Source organism: Nocardia sp. NPDC006044 (genome assembly GCF_042871115.1).
Classification (GTDB): Bacteria; Actinomycetota; Actinomycetes; order Mycobacteriales; family Mycobacteriaceae; genus Nocardia.
This window is the reverse complement of the sequence record NZ_JBIAID010000004.1, coordinates 347,876-372,759: the sequence shown is the minus strand read 5'-3', so window position 1 is coordinate 372,759 and position 24,884 is coordinate 347,876. Positions and strand designations below refer to the sequence as shown.

The 24,884-nt window shown below is 66.5% G+C and carries 19 protein-coding genes; 7 read left to right on the top strand and 12 right to left on the bottom strand.

Annotated features, from left to right (window positions below; translation table 11 throughout):
* The first annotated feature begins 710 nt into the window (after positions 1 to 710).
* The gene (locus ACFYO1_RS32980) at positions 711 to 3,797 is read left to right on the top strand and encodes an FAD-dependent oxidoreductase (protein ID WP_387239711.1); all 3,087 of its coding nucleotides are present in this window, start codon (positions 711 to 713) and stop codon (positions 3,795 to 3,797) included.
* Positions 3,798 to 3,843: 46 nt separating this feature from the next.
* On the opposite strand, the gene ACFYO1_RS32975 is transcribed toward ACFYO1_RS32980, so the two are convergent.
* On the bottom strand, positions 3,844 to 5,037 hold the full coding sequence (locus ACFYO1_RS32975) for an MFS transporter (RefSeq protein ID WP_387239708.1): 1,194 nt from the start codon (positions 5,035 to 5,037) through the stop codon (positions 3,844 to 3,846).
* A gap of 168 nt (positions 5,038 to 5,205) precedes the next feature.
* Here ACFYO1_RS32975 and ACFYO1_RS32970 point away from each other — a divergent pair, with 168 nt between their 5' ends.
* On the top strand, positions 5,206 to 6,360 hold the full coding sequence (locus ACFYO1_RS32970) for a hypothetical protein (RefSeq protein ID WP_387239705.1): 1,155 nt from the start codon (positions 5,206 to 5,208) through the stop codon (positions 6,358 to 6,360).
* 145 nt (positions 6,361 to 6,505) lie between these two features.
* On the opposite strand, the gene ACFYO1_RS32965 is transcribed toward ACFYO1_RS32970, so the two are convergent.
* Positions 6,506 to 7,426 (bottom strand): EamA family transporter, encoded by a 921-nt coding sequence (locus tag ACFYO1_RS32965; protein WP_387239702.1) that lies wholly within the window; start codon positions 7,424 to 7,426, stop codon positions 6,506 to 6,508.
* Entirely contained in the window at positions 7,423 to 8,649 is a 1,227-nt protein-coding gene (locus ACFYO1_RS32960) for a fatty acid desaturase family protein (protein WP_387239699.1), read from the bottom strand. The genes ACFYO1_RS32965 and ACFYO1_RS32960 overlap by 4 nt, the downstream gene beginning before the upstream one ends.
* A 445-nt stretch (positions 8,650 to 9,094) precedes the next feature.
* Here ACFYO1_RS32960 and ACFYO1_RS32955 point away from each other — a divergent pair, with 445 nt between their 5' ends.
* Positions 9,095 to 9,916 (top strand): esterase/lipase family protein, encoded by an 822-nt coding sequence (locus ACFYO1_RS32955; protein WP_387239697.1) that lies wholly within the window; start codon positions 9,095 to 9,097, stop codon positions 9,914 to 9,916.
* Positions 9,917 to 10,366: 450 nt separating this feature from the next.
* Here the strand turns inward: ACFYO1_RS32955 and ACFYO1_RS32950 are convergent, their stop codons facing one another.
* The 3 genes from ACFYO1_RS32950 to ACFYO1_RS32940 form a co-directional block, all read right to left on the bottom strand.
* On the bottom strand, positions 10,367 to 11,677 hold the full coding sequence (locus ACFYO1_RS32950) for a lipase family protein (RefSeq protein WP_387239694.1): 1,311 nt from the start codon (positions 11,675 to 11,677) through the stop codon (positions 10,367 to 10,369).
* A gap of 153 nt (positions 11,678 to 11,830) precedes the next feature.
* On the bottom strand, positions 11,831 to 13,039 hold the full coding sequence (locus ACFYO1_RS32945) for a PucR family transcriptional regulator (protein ID WP_387239691.1): 1,209 nt from the start codon (positions 13,037 to 13,039) through the stop codon (positions 11,831 to 11,833).
* A 136-nt stretch (positions 13,040 to 13,175) separates the two neighbouring features.
* Positions 13,176 to 13,328: a hypothetical protein gene (locus ACFYO1_RS32940; protein WP_387239688.1), complete on the bottom strand. Its 153-nt coding sequence runs from the start codon at positions 13,326 to 13,328 to the stop codon at positions 13,176 to 13,178.
* 357 nt (positions 13,329 to 13,685) lie between these two features.
* Here ACFYO1_RS32940 and ACFYO1_RS32935 point away from each other — a divergent pair, with 357 nt between their 5' ends.
* Positions 13,686 to 14,675: an LGFP repeat-containing protein gene (locus ACFYO1_RS32935; RefSeq protein ID WP_387239685.1), complete on the top strand. Its 990-nt coding sequence runs from the start codon at positions 13,686 to 13,688 to the stop codon at positions 14,673 to 14,675.
* Positions 14,676 to 14,705: 30 nt separating this feature from the next.
* The gene (locus tag ACFYO1_RS32930; RefSeq protein ID WP_387239682.1) at positions 14,706 to 14,972 is read left to right on the top strand and encodes a hypothetical protein; all 267 of its coding nucleotides are present in this window, start codon (positions 14,706 to 14,708) and stop codon (positions 14,970 to 14,972) included.
* An 81-nt stretch (positions 14,973 to 15,053) separates the two neighbouring features.
* Here ACFYO1_RS32930 and ACFYO1_RS32925 read toward each other — a convergent pair whose 3' ends face one another.
* Together ACFYO1_RS32925 and ACFYO1_RS32920 are read right to left on the bottom strand one after the other, a co-directional pair.
* Positions 15,054 to 16,202: a hypothetical protein gene (locus ACFYO1_RS32925; RefSeq protein ID WP_387239679.1), complete on the bottom strand. Its 1,149-nt coding sequence runs from the start codon at positions 16,200 to 16,202 to the stop codon at positions 15,054 to 15,056.
* A 111-nt stretch (positions 16,203 to 16,313) separates the two neighbouring features.
* On the bottom strand, positions 16,314 to 17,897 hold the full coding sequence (locus ACFYO1_RS32920) for a family 20 glycosylhydrolase (RefSeq protein WP_387239676.1): 1,584 nt from the start codon (positions 17,895 to 17,897) through the stop codon (positions 16,314 to 16,316).
* A 443-nt stretch (positions 17,898 to 18,340) separates the two neighbouring features.
* On the opposite strand from ACFYO1_RS32920, the gene ACFYO1_RS32915 reads away from it, so the two are divergent.
* The gene (locus tag ACFYO1_RS32915; protein WP_387239673.1) at positions 18,341 to 20,083 is read left to right on the top strand and encodes a lytic transglycosylase domain-containing protein; all 1,743 of its coding nucleotides are present in this window, start codon (positions 18,341 to 18,343) and stop codon (positions 20,081 to 20,083) included.
* A 316-nt stretch (positions 20,084 to 20,399) separates the two neighbouring features.
* A complete protein-coding gene (locus tag ACFYO1_RS32910; RefSeq protein WP_387239670.1) occupies positions 20,400 to 21,164 on the top strand; it encodes an alpha/beta fold hydrolase in 765 nt (254 codons plus the stop codon).
* A gap of 65 nt (positions 21,165 to 21,229) precedes the next feature.
* Here ACFYO1_RS32910 and ACFYO1_RS32905 read toward each other — a convergent pair whose 3' ends face one another.
* The 4 genes from ACFYO1_RS32905 to ACFYO1_RS32890 form a co-directional block, all read right to left on the bottom strand.
* Complete coding sequence (locus ACFYO1_RS32905) at positions 21,230 to 21,790, bottom strand: GNAT family N-acetyltransferase (protein ID WP_387239667.1); 561 nt, start codon at positions 21,788 to 21,790, stop codon at positions 21,230 to 21,232.
* A 75-nt stretch (positions 21,791 to 21,865) separates the two neighbouring features.
* Positions 21,866 to 22,687 (bottom strand): DUF1460 domain-containing protein, encoded by an 822-nt coding sequence (locus tag ACFYO1_RS32900; RefSeq protein ID WP_387239664.1) that lies wholly within the window; start codon positions 22,685 to 22,687, stop codon positions 21,866 to 21,868.
* A gap of 300 nt (positions 22,688 to 22,987) precedes the next feature.
* Entirely contained in the window at positions 22,988 to 23,308 is a 321-nt protein-coding gene (locus ACFYO1_RS32895; RefSeq protein WP_387239661.1) for a hypothetical protein, read from the bottom strand.
* On the bottom strand, positions 23,305 to 24,861 hold the full coding sequence (locus tag ACFYO1_RS32890) for a M1 family metallopeptidase (RefSeq protein WP_387239658.1): 1,557 nt from the start codon (positions 24,859 to 24,861) through the stop codon (positions 23,305 to 23,307). Before ACFYO1_RS32890 ends, ACFYO1_RS32895 begins: the two co-directional genes overlap by 4 nt.
* Positions 24,862 to 24,884: the final 23 nt, after the last annotated feature.

The window sequence follows — 24,884 nt, the reverse complement described above, 5'->3', positions numbered from 1 at the left end:
GTTACCCGGCCCGCACCCATCGTGCCGTGGTTTGCCGCCACGTCACTGTAACCACGCGGCGCGCCGATCTCGCGCCATGCGGCACTCGCGCACGCGCCCCGTAACAAGGGCCGAAATCGCGGACGACGGAACGAGCGGGACTTCCCGAGGCGACCGCGAGCCGCGGCGTGACAACGGGCTGGCAAATGACCATCCCCCTTGACGCTTCCCCTGCTACACACGGGCGCGAATCAGAGCTGAGAAGAACTGTCGCGCAGCCGAACCCGACGCGCGTTCGCGCAGGTCGAGGTCGCGGCAGCCGCAAAGATCAGCAGGGAAACGGGCCACCCGTACCGACCGGTCGAGGCGGTCTACAGCGGGGCTTAACCGGGTGAAGGGCGAGATCGATTGAAGCGGTGGCGAATTCACAGCATTGACATATGAATTCACGTACCCTTTTACCCAAGTCCCATCGCGGATCGGTCGCTAGTTCATCACCATTGGATAACAGGTAGTCAGCGCTGCGTGCATGCTGGCGCCTGACTTACGTGACGATCGAGGTCAAACCGGATGTGCATACGGGTACAAGCACGCGTCGAGTGGCGCCGGCTGGTTGGGGATCTGGGCAGCGGGTATCGGGCGCTGCCGGGCGGAGGCCGCGGATGAGCGCGCCGCCTGATCGAACAGCGCACTGGCACAACGGGTTCCGAAGATTCGGCGGACGCACGGGCATGCGGAGTGGCCCACCGCTGATCGAGATCAGGGAACCGGGCCGGGCCGCCCGCAGGCTGATGTTGAGCGGCCCGGTCACCTTCGGCCGCAACGGCGACAACGAACAGCTGGCCGACACCGCCATCTCGCCGCGTCACCTGCGACTGGTCCCGAGCCCCACCGCGCTATCGGTGGTGGATCTCGGTAGTCGCACCGGCACCACGGTCAACGGCGTCCCGCTCACCGGCCGCACGGCGCTGACCTCCGGCGACACCGTGCAACTCGGCGACACCGAAATCATCGTGCTCTACGACCCGGTCACCGAACCGCTGGCCCGGATCGACGAGGAAACGCAGAACGAACCACCCACTGCCGCACCGCCGGTCGCTCCCGCGCCGACCCGGCTGATCGCCCTGGCGAACCGGATCCTCGACATCGATCCGGACGGACAGCGCAATCCGTTCCCCGCCTCCCCGGAAATGCCCAGTCGAATGCCACGGAAAATGTGGCACCTGGTGCGCATCGCCGGCGTCGCGGTCTATCTGGAGATGATCGTCGCGATGTTCGTCCGGCCCGCGGGTGGGTTGTTCGTCTTTTTCGGCGTAGTGGTGCCCCTCTTGCCGGGCCTGTTCCTGATCGCGCCGGGGCTCTGGCGCAACAGCTGCCCGCTGGCCGCGACGAATCAGCTCCCGCGGGTGCTGGGCTTCACGCGCGGGAAGAATCCACCCGATTGGCTCTATGCCCGAGGCTATCTCGGAGCGACCACGCTGTTCTTCGGTATCGCGGGCGCCAGGCTGGCGGGCCTGGATCGCAACGGTGCCGCCGCGGGCACCGTGCTGGCACTGGTCCTGGTCGCCGCCTTCACCGGCGGTTTCCTGTTCAAAGGCAAGAGCGGCTGGTGCAGCAGCATCTGCCCGTTGTTCCCGCTGCAACGCGCGTACGGGCAGACGCCGTTCGTCACCGTGCCCAACAGTCATTGCGAGCCGTGCGTCGGCTGCGCCAAGAATTGCTACGACCTCAAACCGCGATCCGCCTATCAGGCGGATCTGACCGATCCCGAATTCGCGTGGAGCGCACCGCGCAAACTGTTCGCGGCGGCGTTGCCCGGCTTCGTCCTCGGCTTCTTCATCCTGGCCGGGCGGACCGAAACCGGCCTGGGGCAGCGTTATTCGGTGCTCGCACTGTTCATGGTGGTCGCGATCGGGCTGTTCTTCGCGCTGGAGGCGATGACGCCGCTCAGCATCGCGACGATCAGTGTCGGCTATTCGGCGCTGGCGCTCAACATCTTCTACTGGTTCGCCGCGGCGACGCTGGCTCGGTCGTTCGGCACGGTCACCGGGCTCAGCGCGCCGTGGCTGCACTGGCCGATCAGCGCGGCGATCCTGCTCGCGACCATCGTGTGGGTGGCCCGGACCCGGGTCGTCGAGCTGCAATTCGCGCTGAGCACCGGGACCCGCACCGAACCGGTACTACTGGCGTTGCCGAAGATTCGGCCGAAGGAGGCGCAAACGCCCAGCGCGCCTGCGGCTTCGGTCAGCTTCGACGGCGTCGAGGTGGACGCGGACAGCGGGATGAGCCTGCTCGAGGTCGCCGAACGGGGCAAACAGCGGATCGAGGCGGGCTGCCGGATGGGCGTGTGTGGCGCCGATCCGGTCGCGGTGCTCGACGGGATGTCGTGCTTGTCGGGCCCGGGCCAGGATGAACGGAATACGTTGCGGCGACTGGGTTTCGCCGACAATACCCGGATGGCGTGCTGCGCGCGGATCAGCAGGGGCGCAGTCAAGGTTTCGCTGACGCCGGAACCCGGTAACCCGAACACGCCGCGGCCGACGCGGTTCGATCGGTCCATCGTCAGCGTCGCGGTGATCGGCAACGGCATCGCGGGCGTGACGGCGGCGGACTTCCTGCGACGCAATCACCCTGATTGCGAGATACATCTCGTCGGGCGGGAATCGCATCCGCTCTACAACCGGATGGGCATCTCGCGACTCGTATACGGGCGTTCGGCGATGCAAGGCCTGCATCTACTACCCGAGCAGTGGTACGACGACCATCAGATCACCACCTGGCTCAACACCCTCGCCACCAGCATCGATCTCGCGGGCCGCCGGGTCTTCCTCGGCACCGGCGAAGCGCTCCCCTACGACCGCCTGATCCTCGCCATGGGCGCGAGCAGCGCGCTGCCGCCGATCGACGGGCTCTCCCGGCCGGGGTGTTTCGTGCTTCGCGAGGCCGGTGACGCGATCTGGATCCGCTCGTATGCGCAGCAATTCCGTTGCGCCCGCGCGGTCGTCGCCGGCGGTGGGCTGCTCGGGCTGGAGGCCGCGCATGCGTTGCACCTGCTGGGCCTGCACGTGACCGTGCTCGACCGTGGTGATCGGCTGCTGGCCAAGCAGATCGACGCGCGCTGCTCGCAATTGGTGCTCGAGCACTTCGCCAGAACCGGCATTCAGGTGTTGCATCACGCCGAAACAGTCAGCGTCACGGGCGATCCGGCGGTTCGGGGGGCGGTGTTGCGCGACGGGCGCGAGCTCGAGTGCGATCTGTTTCTGACCGCCACCGGCATCCGGCCGAACATCGAGCTGGCGCGCAGCGCGGGCGTGCCTGTGGAACGTGGTGTGCTGGTGGACGATCGGATGCGCACCCAGATCCCCGACGTCTATGCCGCCGGCGACGTCGCCGAATTGGACGGCCAGGTGTTCGGCCTGTGGCCGATCGCGGCGGAGCAGGCGCAGGTCGCCGCGGTGAACGCGCTCGGCGGTGACCGGTCCCTGACCCGGGCCGCGCCCGCCATGATCCTGAAAGGCGTTGGTCTGGAGCTGTTCTCGACCGGGAAGGTGGAACCGGAGTTCGGCGACGAGGTGATCGTGCTCGACCGTCCCGAGTCTTATCGACGCCTGATCCTGTCGCACGGGCGAGTGGTCGGCGCGACCGTCCTGGGGCACCACCCAGGCGACATCGCGGCGGCCCAGCAGGCCATGAGCAATCGCCTGCCGGTGCCGGTCACCGCGCGCGGCGCCCTCCATGCCGGAGATTGGTCAGTGCTCGCGCAACTCGACAGCGAAGTCATGAACACCTCTGCCGGGCAACCGGTTCGGATCATGTGAAAGTGCCCTGCCTGACCCCTCAACCAGGCAGGGCACCCGCGGTACCTCAGCGTGCGGTACGGGTGGTCGACACCACCACGGACGCAAGGACACTCAGCCCCGCGCCGAACCAGAGCACCGCCGAGAGCACCACGTTGTCGGCGATGATGCCGCCGAACAGCGCGCCGAGCGCGATCGCCAGGTTGAACATCGCGGTGTTCAACGCGGTGGCCGCCTCGGTGGAGCCCGGCGCGGCCTGCAGGATCCAGGTCTGCACGCCCACCGGGATGCCACCGAACGCCAGACCCCACACGACCAGCAGGATCACCCCGGTGACCGGCGTGCCGCCGATGAGCGCGACGAGCGCCAGCACCGCGGCCAGCAGCGTGCTGATGACGATCAGCGTCACCCGGATATTGCGACCCGCCGCCGCCCCGGTGAGGAAGTTGCCGATGATGCCGGCGACACCGAAGGCCAGCAACGCCGGACCGACCATCGCCTTGTCGATGCCCGAGAGGTCCTGCAGGATCGGGCTGACGAAGGTGAACGCGGCGAAGTGACCGCTCACCATCAGGAATGTGACCAGAACACCGGCCCGGACCACCGGATTGCGGAACTGTTCGCCGAGCGTGCGCAGCCGCACCGGCTCGGTCGCCGGCATCGCGGGCAGCAGCCACAGCAACGCGACGACCACCAGCAGACCCAGCCCGCCGAGCAAGCCGAAAGCGATTCGCCAGTCGGTCAATTCACCGATCAGCGTGCCGGCCGGAATGCCGAGCACATTGGCCGCGGTGGCGCCGCCGAACGCGATCGCCGTGGCCTGCGGTACGTACTTCGCCGGCACCATGCGCACCGCGATTCCGGCGGCCAGCGCCCAGAACCCGCCGATCGCGATGCCGACGAGGAAGCGCGCGGCCAGCAGCAGACCGAAGTTCGGCGCGAACGCGGCCAGCACATTCGCGGCCACCACCAGCGAGATCAGGCCGAGCAGCACGACCCGGCGATCCAGCCGCCCGATCGCCACCGGCAGGATCGGCGCCGTCGCCGACGCGACCAGGCCCGGCACAGTCACCATCAAGCCCGCCGTCCCCGGCGAGACACCGAGCGCGCCGCCGACCGAGGTGAGCAGTCCGACGGGCAGTTGCTCGGAGGTCACCACCGCGAAGGTGCCCAAGGCCACGGCGGAGACCGCGAACCACCTTCGTAGCGGGACTTTTCCGGCGTTGGGTTCGATGTCCGAGGGGTCGGAAACAGTCACCATGTCAATCTCTCCTCACTAAGAACATCAACGTTAAGTAGATGAGCGCTAAGGTTTATTCCAGACATCGCCGGCCCGGTTCACCGAATTGATCGGCGATTCGACCAATCACCCGGCCTGCGCGGGGCGAACTCCTGCCGAGATGTTTGTCGAGTTCGAGGTGTGATGGTGATGGCGACGGTCGGAATATCCGCTGAGCGGACGGTTGTGCGGGGCGTGCTGCTCATCGGCGAGTTCGTCGCCGACGCGCGGCCGCACCTGCTGCGCGCGGTCACCGAGCAGGTCGATGACGGCCAGGTGACCGCGGCGGTCGCTACGGTTCTCGATCGCCTGACCGGCGACTCCGACCTGCCCATCGATGACGTCGCGGTGCTGTACCGCACGGCGGATGAGCGACGTGCGCTGGTGACCTTCCTCGCCACACGGAAATGGCAGTCGGCCTCGCTGGTTTCGATCCGATCCGCGCTGCTCGCGGTGGTTCAGGACGCGCCTGGGCTGGAGGCGTTCGGCACCGTGCTGGCCATCGAGACCCTCGGCGACCACACCTGTTGTGCGGTTGTCGGTCCGGATCGCGCGCGCATCCTCGCCGCGGACTCCTGGCCCGCCGGTCTGCACGACGCCGAATCGGCGGGCCGAGCGGTCAGTCGGATGTGGCCGTTGCTGGACACGATCGCGGTGCGCCCCGATGTCGTCGTGCTCTGCGGCGCGGCAGCGGCCGAAGCCGAGATCTCCACCGTCCTGCACAACGCGTTCGGCGTCGAGGTCCGCCGACTACCGGACTTCGTCAACGCCCCAGCCCGCGGCGCCGCGCTGGTCGCCGCCGAACAGATCCGCAACCTGCCGGTGCCCGTCCCGCGCGAGCACGGCCGATCGCGCCGAGTGATGCTGTCCGCCGCCGCACTCATCGTCTTGCTCGGCGGGTCCGCATTCACCGTCGCCGCGCTGCACACCGAGCGCACACCGGCTGTCCACGTTCTCGACGCGTCGGCGAAACCGACTCCCCCAGAACCGATTACCTCGGACACACCCCCGCCCGACCGACTACCGAGCACCACAGAACCGGCCGAACCCACGTCGACGCCACCCGTCGTCGTGCCGCCCGCCCGCACCACCGATCGAGTCGAGCCGTCGCCACCGCCACCGCGCTCCTCGACCTCCCTCGAACCGCCCGCCCCGCCGACCTCCACCACCGTCGGCGCCCCGGACGCCAACTGGCTGTTCCCCGGCGAATCTCCGCCACCACCCGCCGGATCAGACCCAGCGGCCGTCCGCGCTTGGTGGGACAACCATGTCGCGCTGAAGCAGCGTTGGCTGAACGGCGGATAGCCGCTGGACGGTCGATCACAGGGAACTGGTGCAGTTCGACTCTCGGCCGATACTTGCACCATTTCCTCGTGATCAACTGTCCAAATCCCTCACTCCCCAGCGCGTCGTCGCCTCCTTGGCGTGGCGTGGCAACGATCCCGCCGGGTCAGGTGAGATCCGGTTGGTCGGTCGGCGTGGCCTGTCGGGGGCCGCGGGCGGCGAGTACTACTCCGGCGCTGACGATTGCGGCGCCTGCGAAACGGATAAGGGAGCCGTGGGCGACGCCGAGGAGCATGCCGGTGATCAGCGCGCAGACGGGGACGACACCGGCGAACGCGCCGGCTGTTTCGACGGGGATGCGGTCCAGGGCCGCGTACCAGAGGAGGAACGCTCCGGCGGAGGCGACCACGGCCAGGTAAGCGATTGCCGCCGATTCCGGCAGCGTAGGCAGGCGCAAGGTCGGCAGATCGATTATCAGCGCGACGATTCCGCACAGGACCGCGCCTGCGGTCGCGGCGTAGGTGGCGGTGGCCTTCGCGCCGATCTCGCGTACCAGCGGAATGGCGACGAGGGAGAACGCGCATTCACCCGCGAGTGCACCGGCCGCGAGCAGGAGTCCGAACGGGTCGTCAGCGGAACCGGACCATTGCACGACTACCGCGCCTGCCGTCACGATCGCGGCAGCGACCACCGCGCGCGCCGACGGCGAGCGACGCGCCATGAGCGGACCGCACAGGGCCAGCACCACGGGCACCGCTCCGACGACCGCGCCGACCACCCCGGCGTCGACCCGTTGCAGGGCCAGCACCAGGCAGATGTTGAAGCCGGCCAGGCCGGTCGCGCCCAGCACGCCGATGCGGACGAGTTGCGGCCTGGCGACCCGCGGGAGTTGCCGCCGGAAGCACCAGAACATGAGTGCCGCGGCGATGGCGTATCTGGCCGCTTGCCCGGTCATGATGGGAAAGGTGGTCAATGCCGTCGTCGCGGCGATCGCGGAGCCGACCGCGACGCTGGAGCCCAAGGCGAGCAGGCCGCCGGACCAGACTCCCGATCGCCGCTCGGCGCCCCGGATTACGCTGAGGCTCATTCGATTTCGCTCGCGTCGACCGGGCGCATCGCGGTCACCGGGCAGCTCTGGGCACAGTCGGACAGGACCGAGCCACGGTGTTCGCAGGCGTCGGGATGGCGGGACCGGATCTGCGCCAATCGCTCCGGCCGCAGTACATCCTGCACCACCGAGGGCCGGCATTGACCGCGGGTGAACAAGAAGCCGTCACAGTGATGCGCCTGCTGGTACGACGGTGCCGCCTGCAACGTTTTATGCAGGCGGTGGATTCGGTAGTGCGGCACCGCCGGGTACAGGTGATGGGCCAGGTGCCAGTTGGAATTGTGCGGTGCGAGGAATTGCCGGACCAGCCAGGACGCGTCCCAGCTGCGGGTCGCCTGCCAAGGATTATCCGAGCGCAGCCCGGCGTGATCGGCGATATCGCTCCAGTACCGCAAGACTTGGTAGAAGGTGGCGTACGGCACCACCCAGAGGAGCAGGAAGTCGAGGCCGAGACCGGTCAGCACGAATCCCGCCGATACCAGTACCAGGAAGAGAATCCGGAGCCGCGTCTCCTTGCGGTCTTCGTCCCGTCCGATGAGGTCTGCGGTCACCTGAAATGGCACGTGTGCCAGCAATAACGGCTTCACCAGGTGTCGGCGAACGAATTGCTTCATATCACGCGGGTTCACCAATCCCAGGCGCATATAGCCGAGCAATTTCGGATCGCGGCGGTCGTCCCACAGGTGACGATGATGCTCGCAATGCGCGCACGTATACGACGACAGACCGGAGAAGATCGGCCAGGCGATGAAGACGCGGCCGAGCCACTTGTTCAGCGGCCCGTGCCGAGTCAGTTTCAGGTGACTGGCCTCGTGCATCAGGCTGCGCAGTGCGCGCTGCCTACCGCCGATGACGAGCACGCCGATCACATACACGACGGGGTGATAACCGCAGCTCACCACGGCGAACGCCACACCGGCGATGACCAGCCAGTCGACGAACAGGTCGAGCGGACCGTGCCAGTTGTCCCTGCTGTTGTGAATATCCTTGACGGCTTCCTTGACCTCCGGCGAGAGCTCCCGTTTGAATCCGCCGACCGGCGGTCTCGACGCTCGGCACCGCTGCTGAACCCGATCCTTTTGTGGCATTGCCGCATACACCCCCGTTGAACTATCGCACGGCCACAGCACTTTCGATTCGCCGGGACCGGACCTAACGATCACCGATGGTAGCGGCCGGTTGAATACGTGTCGCGACGTCATTTCTGGTGTGTAAATAAATTCCGACTGGATGGTTTTACCCAGATATCAACAGCAGCATCAAGACAAAACCCCGCATTCTACATCGGACGACATGACGGGGCCAATAATTTCAACTGGGGAAAGCGGAGGGAAGCGTCCGGAATTCCGCCGAATACCATTCTAATGTCTGCCAGGAATTCGCGGAACAGCGGCCGCGGGCGACACCGGACGATGTGCCGGTGCCCAGCAAAACCTCGCAGAATTGTGCCCGATGCCAACCCGCGGACTGATGTGACGCAGCTCCCGACGCACAAGGTGCTGGTCAACGCGGCTCGAGCTAGGCTCGGCACCGCGCTGGCAGCAAGAAAACCGACTCGGCCCCGCGGCGAACCGGATATGAGGAGCTCTTTATGCGCGGTATCAAACTTTATGCGGCTGGACTCAGCGCGTTAGCGCTCACCTTGCTGTGACCACCACCGCCGGCGCCGACGCGCCGATCCAGGGCTCCTCCGATGTGGACGTCGTCCCCTCCCCACCCGGCGCGAACAACTGGTCCTGCCAACCCAGTGCCGCGCACCCTCGGCCAATTGTCTTGGCCCACGGCACCTTCGAGAACCGCCTGGACAACTGGTTCGCCATGGCACCGCGGCTCGTCGCGGCCGGCTACTGCGTGTACGCGCTCGACTTCGGTCGCGGCCTGGGTGGCACCGTATCCGGCGTGGGCCCCATGCGCGGCTCCGCGCAGGAGATCTCGGACTTCGTCGACCGCGTGCTCGCGACAACCGGTGCGCGGCAAGTCGATATCGTCGGCCACTCCCAGGGCGGCATGCTGCCGCGTTACTACCTGAAGAACCTCGGCGGTGCCTCTAAGGTGCACGCCCTGATCGGCCTCGCGCCCGACAATCACGGCACCACTTGGGGTTTGGTCGGTTTGCCGATCACCCTTGTGCCATCGGCGACCGACCTGGTGTGCCCGTCGTGCACCGAGCAGCTGCCGACGTCGGATTTCATCACGCAGCTCAACAGCGGCGGCGAAACACAGCCCGGCGTCAGCTACACCGTGATCGTCTCCGAGTACGACGAATTCGCGACGCCGTACACCACCGGCTTCCTCACCGGCCCGGATGTCGACAACATCACCTTGCAGGACATCTGCCCCGGGGACTTTTCCGAGCACATGGCGATCACGTCCGACCCGGTCGCAATCCAGCTGGTGCTCAACGCATTGGATCCGGAGCACAAGACGCCGGTTCCCTGCGGAACCGGCGTCGGATCGGCACAGAACTAGGCACCCGGATCATGCCGAACGCAGCGTGCCGACGCGTTAGTTGTGGCAGATGTTGATGTCGGCGGCGAACAGCAGTACAGACTTGACCGATTGCCCTGTGCCGTAGTCGTTTTGGTGAATTCCCATGAATCCGTAGCGATTCGCCGGATGGCCGGGCACCGTGGCCGAACTCCAGTTAACACCGAATTTGAGGTCCGGATAAGCCGCGCGAACCTCGGCAAGCGTAGTCCCCGCGGTGATCCCCTCCGGCGTGCGCGGGGCCCAGAATCGCGTCCTGATCCGCGACCAGTCGCGTAACGGCCGTGCTCTCGTCAGCGGTGGGCCGCACCGCGGCCGACGGCGACCCGGCGACCGGCGCGGGCTCGGTCGAGCAGCCCGCCGCGACGGCCAGCGTCATCAGGACGCCGACCGTCGCGCCGAGCCGAAGCCCCCGAAAGTCTGGCCAGGAACTCAGCCGGGAATCTGGAAATCGGCCTTGAATCGCGGCCCCGGCGGTAACCCGCGCAGCACGGCGCTGATCCAGGCTACGGCCGGCGGCCAGCCCGCTCCCGCGTTGACGACGTGCTCGGGCAGCGGCATCGTGTAGAAACGCAGGTCCGCACCCCGGTTCCAGTAGTCGTTCACGGCGGGCAGGACCACCGACGCGGGAATCAGCTCGTCCCAGATGCCGTGGAACCAGAAGATCGGACTGTCCGGAATGTGTTGTCCCAGGCTCTGTTCCTGCAAGACCTGCATCACGCCCGGCGCGGTCTCCAGCGTCATCCCGGGATTGAAGTAGTCACTGATCGGCCGGTACATACCCGACAGCGCCACGGTGTAGACGCAGCGACTCTGCATATCCGCCAGAATCGCCTGTCCCTCCTTGTTCAGCAGCTTCGCCGCATCGAACTGCTCGGGGAACTCCCGCGACAACCCGGCGAAACCGAGCCACATGGTGAAGTTGCTGATCCCGGTGAGCCCCGGCTGTTGCTTTGTCGCGTACCGCGCCTGCAAACGCAGATCGCCGGGCGTCCCACCGATGGCCGTACCGAGCAATCTGACGTCGGGAGCGTAACTTTCGCGCATTTCCGCCGCGCGGATCGACCCCGAACCACCACCCGAGTAGCCGTACATGGCGATGCCGGAATCCGTAAGTCCCAGCGACGCATCATTTTTCATGGCGCGCAGGCTGTCGAGCACCATCTTGCCCTCGTCGAAGGTGTTGAACGTATTGAACTTACCGTCGAAGTCGGGCACGTTGATCGCGAAGCCCTGCGCCAGCCACCCCACCGCCAGCGCGGCTTCCTTCATGGTGCCGACCTGCAACGTGTAGGACGGGTTGCACGCCGAGTTGGTCGAGTCGATCGCCTCCTGGAAGGAGACCACCGGCCGCGGCCCGCCCGTCCACGGAATGCCCGGAGTGATCACCGAGGTCGCGGTGGCGATCGGGTTGTCGTGAATGTCGTTGCTGCGGAACAACAGTTGCTTGGTGTCGACCGGGAACGGGATGCCGAGTATCCGGGTCTGCACGGTGCGCGACCGAATGATCTGCCCCGGCGCGTAGGCGGCCAGATCGTCCGGGTCGGCGTACCACGGATCCTCCGCGGGCACCGGGATGGGCAGCAGGTCGTAGATCTGCGGCTCGGCGGGCAACTGCGGCAATTGATTCTGATCCGGAGGGAACGTCGGATACGGATCGCCCGCCGCGATACCGGCGCTGGACACGGCCAGGCACAGTGCCGTCAACGGCACCGCCGCCCAGGTGAATCTCTCCCCGAACATGCACCCTCATCTCGTCAACCGTGATCGGCATCATGCGAAGACCGAAGTGGTGCCAGTACACCTTGCCTGCGACCCCCTCGCTATCGACAAACAGACAGACTCCCGTCGCGGGCAGTTGTGCACATCCATAGAATTCGACCCCGCGAGTGCGAATCAGGCCGAGAATGCCTTCGCTTCCAGTAGTTGCGCGGTCCGCGCGGCGGACAGGGTCATCGCCTCGGTCGGGCGCTGCGGGTCGTATCCGGTGAGTTCGGCGATCCGGGTCAGCCGATAGGTGATGGTGTTGCGGTGCACGAACAACAGCCGGGCCGCGGCATTCTGGTTGCACTCGTTCGCGAAGAACACCCCGAGCGTCTCCGCCAGGACCGGTTGATCCGCGAGCGGCTCCAGCACCGAGGCGAGTTCCTTGCGCACCGATCCGTCGACCGCCACCGCGTACTCCAGCCGCAGGTCCTGCCGACGGCAGATCATCTCGTCGCGGGAGAGGCAGCGTCCGAGTTCGGCGACGACCCGCGCCTCCGCGAAGGACTCCGGGATGGCCGCGCGGGTCGCCGCGGGCGATACCCCGATCCACAGCAAAGGCGATGCGCCCGTGCCGATTCCGGGCGCCAGACGGGTCGACAGACTCGCGATGACCGCCGCGCTGTCGTCGCGCGAATCCATCGGGATAAGGGCCGTCCAGCCCCGGATATCGCGACGCAGGAACGCACCCGGCAGGTCGTGGATCCGGTGTCGCAGATCGGTCAGCGTGCCGGGTCCGGGGTCGCCGGGGCGGATCACCGCGACCACGAACGCGTCCGCGACCGGCACCGCCGGATCATCGAGCCAATCGCCGGGATCGCGCCCGGCGAGCAGGGCGTCGACGACCCCGCGCCGGCGTTCGAGCTCGTCCGACGGCCGGCGCCGGGCATCCTCGACACAGGCCACCGCGATGCGGGCGGTCATCAGCGAGAGGTATTCCGAGAGCGGCCTGCCGATCTCCGCGAGCGCCGCCTGGCCGGCCGGGGACGCCGTCTTCGGCAGCTGGGACCAGAGGAAGTCGACGCCGGCCCGGTAGTTGCCCAGCACCTCCTCCAGCGGCATCCCGTCGCGCAGCAACGACACGGCACGGTCGACCAGTGGCCGGGTGTCCTCCTCCGTCGGCTGGTTGCCGTCGAGCCAGAACCGGAAGAACAGCCGCACATTCAGCTCGGCCGCCGGCACGAAATCCGCGTCGACCAGCGAGCTGGGCAGCACGTCGTAGACCGGTGATCGGGTGGAGAAGCCGCCGACCAACGCGATCGCATCCGCGAGCAACCGCTCGATGGTGCCGACCCGGCGGGTCGTGCGGTCGAACGCGGCGACGGTGCCCGTTCCGGTCACGGCAACTCCCAACGACGATGTTTGGTACCGCCCGGCGGTTCGAGGTTCAATGAACCCGGTACCGCCGGTTCCGCAAATTTAGCAGACCGTCGGCCGCGCTCGACCGCATTCTTCCCCGCAGCTCACTGGGCGGGGTTTATCGGCCGCTCTCGTCATCGTCACCACGAAACCCACACCGCGTGCTTTCCGGATGATCGCGCTCATAGGTGGCTTCGGTCCAGATGTTGATCGCGCCCCAGACCACGATCGCACCGATCGCCAGCGTGACCAATACGACCACGATATCCATCGAAAGTCACACTCCCCATGTGGGATTCAAGATTTCCACCAACTGAATTCCGGTAGCCCGAAAAGCGGAACGTTTCGTCCGCGACTCGATCATCCTGCAATGCTGACCCCCGTTCGGCAGGCTGGGTATCCCCCAAACGTCCGACAGAACCCGCCTCAGCTCGCGAGTAGCTGATCTACCGGCAGCCATCGCAGGTTTCCCACTTCCACGACGGTTGACCACGGATTTCCAGCAGAATCAGGGTTTGATCTTGCGGAAACCGGGGAATTGCCCGCCTGTAGCTGATCGACCGCGCCTGTTTTCGAGCGCGACCCTCACCTGTGCGGCTCGCGCATCGCCTGACGAATCGAGGAGATCATGCCTGAACTGTTGGATATCCATCGAGGAAAGACCCGGCGTCGCACCACCCTCGCGGTCAACGCGGTGGCCCTGCTCGCTTCCGGCCTGCTGGTCACGGCACCGGCCGCGGTGGCGGATCCGTCCGCGGAGGCGACCAACGCGATCGACGCGCACTACAACGACTTCGGCGGGGCCGGATCGTTCCTGGGCGCCCCGCTCGGCCCGGCCACGGAGGTGGCCGGCGGCGCCGAACGTGCCTATCAGGGCGGCGTCATCTACTTCTCGCCGGACACCGGGGCGAAGGCGGTGTACGGCGAGATCCTGGTGAAGTACAAGTCCCTCGGCGGGCCGAGCGGGCCGCTGCGCTTCCCCACCAACGACGAGTCGGCCGCGGGCGACGGGGTCGGCCGCTTCAACGACTTCTCCGAGTCCGGCGGCGCCGCGATCTACTGGAAGCCGGAGCTGGGCGCCTGGGCGATCAAGGGCAAGGTGCTCGACGCGTGGCGGGAAAGCGGCGGAATCACCGGGCCGTTCGGCTACCCCCGCTCGGACATGACCGTCGACAACGGCGTCGCGACCGCGAACTTCGAGGGGCCGGCCGGCACCGAGATCAAGTGGTCCGACCGCGACGGCCTGGCGACCATGCCGCCCGAGCTAGCCGCGACCCTGCCGGGATTCCGGGCGAACTCGCCTGACGTCGCGGCGCCGAACCCGGTGCCGAACCCCGACAACGAGGCCACCGACGACTCCAGCGGCTCCGGCATCAACCGGTGGTGGGGCATTCCGATCGGCCTGGCCATCACGGCCGTCGTCGGCGGGTTGCTCGCCATGATCGGCCGTCGCCGGTCGGATCCGGCCCACACGACCCGGGGCCCGGTCACGCCGGCCACCCGCACGGCGCCGCGCGGTGATGCCACCGCGGCCTCGGCCGCTGCGGCACAGCGTGGCTCCGCGACCGTCGCGGGCGCACACGAGATGCACCGCGACGCACCGCGCACTCGCGGCTAGCCAACGGACCACCACTCGAAAGGAACGACAATGGAATGGCTATTGGGTGTACTGGGCGGACTGGTCGGCGGGAACATGGCCGGTGCGGGCAAGGGCTTCGGCCTGGTCGGAAACAGCGCCGCGGGCGCGGTCGGCGGCGGTGTCACCGGCGCGATCATCCAGGCGGCGACCGGCTCCGGTCTCGATCTCGGGCAGGTCATCGGTCAGGTGGCCGGCGGCGGCGTGGTCGGCGCGGTGCTGACCGCGGTGCTCGCGATGTTCGCGAAGAACCGCGATCGGGAGCCGGTCAACCGGTAGATTTTCTTCTGGCATAACGATTTCCGGCGGTGCATCCTCTTGTGGAGGAGGCACCGCCGGGAATCGTTCAGGCGTCGAACGTTATTCGTGCAGGCTGGATTGCAGCCGGTCGAACTCCGCCTTGGTCATCTCCTCCGGCGACCGTTCCGGCAACTGCCGGGATTCGACACCGACCGGCCCGACGTTGCCCCCGTCGAATACCACTGAGGCCCAGTTGTTCTGGGCTTGCAGGGTGGTGTAGTTCCGGTCGTTGTTGACACTGGTCCGTACCGTGCCGGTCTGGATGGAGCCGTTGCAGTTCCAGTCGATCGGCTGGTCCGCCGATCCGGGAGTGCGCCTGCGGGTGTTGTCCGGGCAGAAGTAGTCCGTCCGCCACCCGGCGGCGACCGCACCGAGTCCTTGCCGCTCCTGCAACGAACTCTCGTTCAGTGCAGGAGGATTCACGCTGGAGTAACCGAAGTTCGCACTGCCGTCGACCTTAGGTACACCATTGAACTGGAAGCTGTAGTTCATCACGCTCAGGTAGTTCGGCTTGTAGTTCACATGGTCGGTGCCACCATGTTTCAGGCCGAGATTGTGTCCCAGCTCGTGGATGAACGTGCCGACGTTGCCATTGTCACCCGGATTCCAGTTGCACTGCGGGCCGAGCGCGACGATGAAGGTGTCCGCCGGGATGCCCAGCGAAATGCCGCTGCTGCAACCATTGTCGTAGGAGTCGGCCCAGATCATGTAGTGGAAGATGTGCGACCGGGCGGAGGCGAAGTTGGTTCGCTTGATCGCCGCGACCTGATCGTCCACCGGTGACAGGTTGCTGTCGTAGGGCACCTGATTGCCGCCGCCGAGATCATATTTGGCGCCCCTGGCGGTACCCGCGTCCAGGTGGATGGTGATCCCGTTGCGGCCGTCCGGGTTGGTCACCGGGGAATCGGCGAAGACCCCGACGATCCGGTCGAGCGCCGCGGCGGTCGGCAGCCGGCCATTCATGTAATCCATCTCGACGAACAGGTCCTTGTGCTTCGGATTCGCGCCCATCTTGGGCAGATCGACGTCGATCTTCCCGTCGCCGTTGGCGTCGTATCCGTTGGTCTCCCACACGTCGGGCAATCCGTCACCGTCGGTGTCGACTGCCGCGGCCGCGGGTTGGGCCACGGCAGTCGCCGGGGTGAGAAACGCCCCCAGCCCGGTCAGTAGTGCGAATGAAGCGATCAGAGTTTTTCTGTAAGGCGACACCTCGGACTCCTTCCGGATCGTGTTGGGGGACGATCCTGTTATTCGGACACACCGAACCTGCGGTGATTATTCGTTTTCCGAAGTGACCTCCGGATTATTGCGCAACGTCAGCTATTTCCAGTCCACCTGCGGTGAGCGATAGAAATTGATGCCCTGCGCGGTCCAGATCGGGCCCTGCTTGGCCAGCCGTGCCCGATACTTGTCCCAGTTGTGCGTCGCCTGCGGCGACCAGCCGATCTCGGCGATGCCCGCCAGCCGAGGGAAGGCCATGTACTCGATGTCGGCGCTGGTCCGCAGGGTCTCCGACCACAGCGGCGCCTCGACGCCGGCCAGCTGGTTCTCCGTGAGGCCCTGCAGGAAGGTGGCCGGATCCCAGTTGTAGGAGTCCTGCACCTCGACGTAGCCGGCCCAGTGCAGACCGAGCGGTGAATCCTTGTTGTACTGCATGTCCAGGTACGCCTTGTTGGCCGGCGACATCAGGATCTTGTTGCCGCGCTTGGCCGCTGCCACGACATCGGCATTGGTGTTGGCGGGATCCCAGTACTGCGGGATGGCCGACGTGGGCGGGTTGGTCACGACGATGTTGTGCCAGCCGGTCGCCTTCTTGTCGTAGGTGGCCAGCATCGGCATTACCTTCTGGTAGAAGGTCTGGTAATCCGCCGGCGAGGTCGAATGCGCCTCGTCACCACCAATATTGATGTACTTGCCGGGGGTGATCGCCGACAGTTCGCGAATGACGTCCTCGACGAACTTGTAGGTGATCGGGCTGCCGATGCACAGCGAGCTGTAGCCGACCTCGATGTCCGTGCGCGGCGGCACCGGCTTTCCGTCGCAATTCAATTCGCCGTAGGACGCCTGCGCGGCATTGGTGTGGCCGGGCATGTCGACCTCGGGGACGATCGTGATGTGCCGGGACGCGGCGTATTTGACGATGTCCTTGTACTGCTCCTGGGTGTAGTAGCCACCCGGGTCGCCGCCGACCGCGGTCAGGCCGCCGATCTCGGCCAGCTTCGGCCAGCTCTTGATCTCGATGCGCCAGCCCTGATCGTCGGTCAGGTGCAGGTGCAGGGTGTTCACCTTGTACTGCGCGATCTGGTCGATGTAGCGCTTGACCTGGTCGGGCTTGAAGAAGTGGCGGGCCACGTCGAGCATCGCGCCGCGCTCGCGGAAGCGCGGATAGTCGACGACCTTGCCGCCCGAAACGATCCACTCTTGTTTCTGCACCGACGTTTTGTTGATCGCCGCGGGGAACAGCTGGCGCAGCGACTGCACGCCGCCGAACAGTCCGTCGGTGGTGTTCGCCTTCAGGGTGACCCCGGACTTGGCCACGGTGAGCTGGTAGCCCTGGTCACCGACCCGGTGACCCGCGTCGCCGAGCTCCAGGGTGATACCCGGCTTGGCCCGGTCGTATCGATCCACCACCGGCAGCGGGAAGCCCGTGGCGGGCCGGAGCAGCCCGCCGAGGTATTCCCCGACTTCCTTCGCCTGGTGTTCGGCGCGGATCACCGTGGCGGCGGTCAGGGTGAAGTTCGCGCCGGGATCGGCCTTGGCTTCCACGGGGACCGGCACGATATCGGTGACAGCGCGCTCGATTGTTTGCGGATTATCGGCGGCGTAACCGGATTGGCCCGGTAAAACCAGCGTGGTCAAGGCCACGGCGGCGCCGAATGCCAAGGGGTATAGAAACTTTCGCATAGCGTACCTCCGGTACAACTTTAGGGGGCATCCAGAAGTATGGATCAGCGTGCAAGATATGAGTGGGGACCCTCTCAACTGGGGATATGCGGCTATTTACCGATCACCACATCGGGACGGAACATGGATGTCTCGAATTCCCCACTTCTACTGGGGATCCCGAGCGGGTCCGTTCGTGTCATGCTTGCGCCGGTTGTTCGGAACTTGACGGCAGGTGGTCGGCCGTTGCGCTGTGACATCCACTCGTACAACAGGTCTCATGCTCGTCCGCGCGTCGATCGGCGGGCGGGGGTGAGAAATAGAGGTCGCGGTGGACGATTCGTCGGCGCGATATCGAAAAACGTGGCGATACCGTGCAGTTCGCCATCGACGTCGATGAAGGAATTGGTGGGCCGATGCGAATCTCCGGACCTGTTACCGCATCCGCACTCATATTCGCCGGATTGTTGATTTCCGGCTCGGTCGCGAGCAAACACGTGCCCGATGGTGTGCTGGCGTCGGCGATTACGCCCAGTGATCAAGCGGCGGATCAATCGGTCAGCGTGGTCACGACATCCAGAGAATCGCTACGGCTGCAAGCAGATCCGCCCGCCGATCCGGGGTCCTTGGCGGATGCGACCGTTCCCCTGCATGATGTCGCGTTGCCCAACGTGCCGACTCGGGGCATCCCGGAAGTCGCGCTCGCCGCCTATCGCAATGCCGAGCTGTCGCTGCAATCGTCGACCCCTCAGTGCGGGATGCCGTGGCACCTGCTGGCCGGCATCGGCAAGATCGAGTCCAATCACGCGGGCAACGGGCGCACCGACGCCGACGGGACCACCCGCGGCATCATCTACGGTCCGGCGCTGGATGGCACGCTGCCCGGCAACGAAATCATCAAGGCCGCCGACGGCGGTTACGTGCGCGCCGTCGGGCCGATGCAGTTCCTGCCCGGCACCTGGACGCTGTACGCCGCGGACGGCAACGGCGACCGGAAGACCGACCCCAACAACATCTTCGACGCCGTGCTCGGCGCGGGTAAGTACCTGTGCTCCGGCAATCTCGACATGCGCGATCCGAAGCAAGAGATCCGGGCCGTCTTGCGCTACAACAATTCGCTCGACTACGCGTCGAAGGTGCTCAGCTGGTCCAACGCCTACAAGACCGGCGGCGCGCCCCAGCAGGGCGAGCTCTCCCCCATTCCCGACAGCACCCCCAGCGGCGGGATGCCGGACGGAGCGGGTTCGAGCATGAGCGCGGGCGAAACCGCCACCATCGCCGACCCCGCCGCGCCTGCCGACCCCGCCGCACCGGACGCCCCCGCACCGGACTCGGCCATCGATCCGCCGCCCACGACGACCGGACCCGCCACCACAGATCCGCAAAGCCCCACGGGCAGAATCGAAGTCAGAATCCAGGTGATGATCAACATCCCCGGACGCGCGCCGATCCCCTGCGGCGTATTCTGCCCACCCTCGATTCCCAGCATTCCCACGGCCCCGCCGACCACAACGCTCCCGACCACAACGCTCCCGACCACAACCACTCAAACCCCCACCACGACACCCCAACCCACCTCGACCACCCCTGCTCCCACCACAACGTCAACCACCACACCGCAACCGACTCCGGCCCAGGCCACTCCCGCCCCCTCGACTCCGGCAACCCTTACCCCATCGCCCCAGCCCAAACCACCAGTCGCCCCCAAGACAACCGAACAGAAACCACCCCAACCCTCCACCACCGCACCCAAACCACCGACCCCCACAACGACGCCGAACCCTCCGGCCGCCAAGCCCACTCAGACCCCACCGCCCCAACAGCCAGCCGCACCACCGCCAACCACCCCGGCACCCGCCCCCAAACAACAACCAACCACGCCCGTCCCAACCCCCGCATCCAAACAACCAGCCACACCACCGCCGGCCGCTCCGGCACCAGCTCCCGCACCGGCTTCCGCTCCGCCCCCGGCCCAGGCACCGGCACCGGCACCGGCACCGGCACCGGCACCGAAGCAGCCATCCCCAGCCCCCAATCAACCAGCCGCCCCGGCTCCGACCACCCCCAAACAGCAGACCCCCGCACCGGCAGCCCCGGCTCCCAAACCTGCCGAAACAACACCGGCACCCAAACAACCACCAGCCCCGAAACCCGCTCCAGCACAACCAGCTCCAACCACTAAGCCTCCAGTGCCGCCCGCTCCGTAGCTACAACCACCGACAACCGGCACCACTCAATGCCCAACCGGGACATCACAACGCCTGCACTCGTCTCCGCCGCAACCACGTCCCGCTGACGATCGAAGCCCAACCTGTTCGAGCATTCGCTCCGAGACAGCGGGCCCAATCGGCCGTCCGCGGCCACCAGCACCCGAACCATCCCTCCAGACGCTCATGACCCCGGCATCACTTTCGGGACGAAGACGCCCGCAAGCCGCGGCCCAGCGGAAATACCGAGCCGTCCGACCGCGTGCGAGGTGATATTCGAATGCGCGGGCGCCGGGTGCCAACTAGCGTTCGAGCGATGACTCTTCCCCACGACGTGGCAGGCGACGGCCCGCCGGTAGTCCTGCTGCACGCGGGAGTGTGTGACCGGCGAATGTGGGATCCCCAGTGGGTCGCCCTCATCGATGCCGGATATCGAGTGGTGCGCTGCGACTTCCGCGGTTTCGGCGACGCTCCGGTACCACCTCGTGCGTATCACGATGCCGACGATGTCCTCGCCCTCTTGGATGTTCTCGACATCGAACAGGCCGCTTTCATCGCCTCCTCCTACGGTGGAAAAGTCGCCCTGGAATTCGCTGCCCGCCGGCCGCACCGCACGACCGCCCTGGCATTGCTGTGTTCCGCTGCTCCCCAACATGATTCGAGCGCCGCCTTGGCGGCGTTCAGTGCGCGCGAGGACTCCCTGCTCGACGCCGGCGATATCGCGGGCGCAGTGGAACTCAACGTGACCACGTGGCTCGGCCCCGCCGCAGATGCGAAAACGCAAGCCGCCGTGCGGCAAATGCAGCGCCGCGCCTTCGACCTTCAACTGTCCGCCGCCGACGCTCCCGGCAGTACCGCAACCCGATTCGACCTGTCCGCGATCACGGCACCGACACTCGCCATCTCCGGCGAACTAGACCTACCGGATTTCCGCGACTTCGCCGCCCACCTCCCCGCCATCCTCCCGAACGCCCACCACCTGGAACTTCTCGGAGTAGCCCACCTGCCAAACCTGGAGCGTCCCGTCGAGACAACAGCAGCGCTGATCACCTTCCTGCGGCAGACGCTCGCAACCAGCTGAGCTCGAAGACCCACCCGGATCCGGCACGCGCGAACTCGGCCTGCTGTATCGACGGCGCCTTCGCGCTATGGGACCCAATCGTTTTCGGTGATCGCGTACTCGACTTCCCCGTGTTCGGCGCCGGGTATCGGGTGGTCCCATTCCTGGTGGAACGTGCGGACGTACTTCATGCCGACCGCCGCCATGGTCGCGCGGGAGGCCGCGTTCACCGTCATCGTTTCCGCGAAGATCCGGGTCAGTCCGAGGTCTTCGAAGCCGTGCCGGATCAGTTCGCGCGCGCCTTCGCTGGCCAGACCTTGTCGCCAGTAGCGGGCCAGCAGCCGATACCCGAGTTCCGCCTGAGCGTCGACCGGCCCTTGGTCCGCTCGTTCCGGCGGCTCGAGCAGCCACCACCCGACGAATTGTCCCTCGACGAACCCGACCCAGAAACCCAGCCCGGGCGCCCGCTCCGCGACAGCAACCCGACGCCGATGGAATTGCTCGACCTCCGCGCGACTCCGACCCCCACCGTTCCCCAAATACCGCATCACCGCCGGATCGGAATCCAACTCCACCTCGTACTCGAAGTGCTCCTCAGCCAGCGGAACCAACACGATCCGCCGAGTACGCAGTACAGCCTGTGACATGCGTCGATGCTGCGCGATACCGCCCCACACGTCCAACCATTTTCCAAACGGCGCTCCGCTCGCCGAAGTGCAGGGCTACTGCTGCGGGCGGTATACGACTATGCCGGGGATGGAGTGGAGGTAGTCGGAGAATGGGGAGTCGACGACTTTGTTGTTCGCGGCGAGGGAGGAGGCGTTGCGGAAGATCGGGCCGGTGGGGGTCATGACGAAGATTCCGACGTGGGTGACGTCCAGTCCTGGGTCGTCGCTGTATGCGCCGATGTAGTCGCCGGTGCGGAGGCCGGCGATGACGCTGTCGTTCACGGCGGCACTGGGAATGTAGGTGATGGGGCGATCGACCACCGGCAATCCGGGTAGATACGTCCCGCCGTCACCCTTTGCGTTGAGCCGCTTGGCAACAGTCACCGCGCCGGTGCTCACCGCGCCCGTGACGTCGGTGGCGGCGATTCTCGGCGTGCTCACCCAGTCGCTGAAGAAGTGCTTGCGTTGCGAGAAGTCGACTCGCCCGCCGGTGTAGCGGGTTTCGACCAGGTTGGCGAGGAACTGATCCTTATCGGCGGATCGGCTGAGCGCTTCGACGTAGTCGAGATAGGTGAAGCAATCGACCCGGCGGAAGTCGACGACCAACTGCTCGCGCTGGGTCGCGGAACCGATCAGCATGTCGGCACCGTACGGCGTACCGAGAAACTGCCGCGACAACAGCTCGAGCAGCTCCCCCTTGCTCTGCCCGGCCGGCGCACCATTGCGCACACCCAGCACCTCATCGATCCGGTCCATGGTGGCGCGGTCGATGATCACCGGCGGCACCGTGGGCCCGGCGAGCGCCATCGGCACCGTCGAGGCCGTCCCACCGGCGAGAACCAGCAGCACGAGCAGTACACGAGCGAGGGTGCGCAAGAAGCCTCCAACGTGGGTAGAACGACCGAGTTGCCACCCCACGGTAGCTCGAAGGTCAACCCCGAGGTGCCCGCACGACCCACGGCCACCTCCCGACAGCCGGACATTCGTCCAAGCCAACGACCGTCGACGCCGGTGATGATGGGCAGCGCACCCGGCATACCGGGCCGCGCAACGACGCGCCGGCCCGACCCGACGCGGTGTGGGGAGTGCCGCAGGTGGAGGGGACCGGCGGCGCTTCCCGGTGCGAGCACGAGACCGGGCCGCTGCGCAAAATACGCAGCGGCCCAGCGGATATCGTCAAGCCTCCAGATACGAAGGTTTCTTCTTGAAGACACCCTTGGTACCCGCCGGAGTGGCTGCGCCATTACCAGGGTCGGCCCAGTGCCCGACACCGCAATTACGCTGTCCCGCTATCCCTTCCGCACGCAGCGTCCGGGATTCGATCGGATTCACCTGCGCGCATTTCGCCAACCGGCTGTGCGGCGCGGAAACCTGCCCCCGCGCATCCGACCCCGGCACCGCATGCAGCACACCCACGATGAACGGCGCGATGGCTGCGGCAGCGACGAAGGTCCGGATGCGCTGCGGCAACTCAGGTCTCGTGGAGACCGGCGTCACTTCCGATCCCCGCGGCCGAACGGCCAGGCATCGGCCCCCGGCGCCTCGGGAGCTTCTTGCAGGCCCTGGTTGTTGAGGCTGCCCGGGTACAGGTACTCGCTCGCCGGCCGCTTGCGCCCGTTCAGCCAGGCATCGAAGAACCCGGTCAGATTCTTGCTGGTGCGAGACTGGACGAACTGCCGGAACTCCGGAATCGACGCGTTCCCACCCTTGTGCCCCTGCGCGAAATCCTTGACTGCGGCGAAGAAGACATCGTCACCGATGTAACGCCGCAGCGCGTGCAGGAACAGCGGCCCGCGGCTGTAGACCACGGTGAACTCGTTGCCTTTGCCGGGATCGTAGAGCGGAGTGGACCAGACGCCTTGCTGATCGGCGCTGGCGAGGGCCCGGCGATAGATCTGATCGGCGTTCTGGTGATTGACCCGCTCGGGATACAGGATGTCGGCGGTGTAGCTGGCGAAGCATTCGTTCAGGCAGACGTCGCGCCAATCCTTGACCGAGACCGAATCACCCCACCACTGGTGGGCGTTCTCGTGGATCAGCGTGTTGAGGTCCGTCCACGGCGCGTAGATGGGCCGGGTCTGCGTCTCGAGCGAGAATTGCAGGTTGGTGTCCACATAGATGCCGCCGCCCGCCTCCAGCGGATACGGACCGTACAGCCCTTCCTCGAAGGCGAGCACGCCCGGCAGCTTCTTTTCCAGATCCTTCTTCTGCTGCGCTCCGCCCGGTGCGAAGAAACTCTCCAGCGGCGTATTCCCGGCCCGCTGGTTCAGCCGGGTGAACTTGTCGATCGCGATCGTCGTCAGGTACCCGATGATCGGATCCTTCGCCTCCCAGGTGACGGTGTGCTTACCCGTACCGGCGGCCACATCCGACGTGCGCACCCCGTTCGAGGCCACGTCCCAGCCGGTCGGCACGGTGGCCTTCACGGTGAAGGTGACCTTGTCCAACGGGGTGTCGTTGAGCGGGTACCACGTTGTCGCGGAATGCGGTTCGCCCGCCGCGAAGGCACCGCCGGACGGCGAGTAGGTCCAGCCGTTGCCGTTGCTGTTGGGCACCGTGCCGGCGTAGTCGACCACGACGGTGAACGGTTGCCCCTGCGGCAGCGCCGCTTTCGGCGTCACCACGAGTTCGTGCTCGCCGGTCTTGCGGAAGGTGGCGGTCTGACCGTTGACGGCCACCGCGCTCACCGCGGGACCGGCGTAGTCGAGGTTGAACGCCGAAAGGTTCTGCGTGGCGTTGGCCGTGATGGTGGCCTTGCCCTTGAGGTTGTGCGTCGGCGGGTTGTAGTCGATGGCGACGTCGTAGTGGGTCGCGTCGTAGCCGCCGTTGCCGTCCTTCGGGTAGTACGGATCGCCCAGTCCGTCGGAGCCCGGCGTCGGGTCGGCCGCGCTGGCCGCCGCCCCGTTCGGCGAATCCGCCGGTGCGGCGGATACCGCGGCCACCCCGGCAGTGAGGCTCAACGCTAGCGCCAACGCCGACACCGCGACCGGCCGGGCTCTGAGCGCGACGGGAATCGGATTGCCTCTGTCAGACCATTTCTGAATTCGCATGGTGCACAACCTCTGTGGTAGGC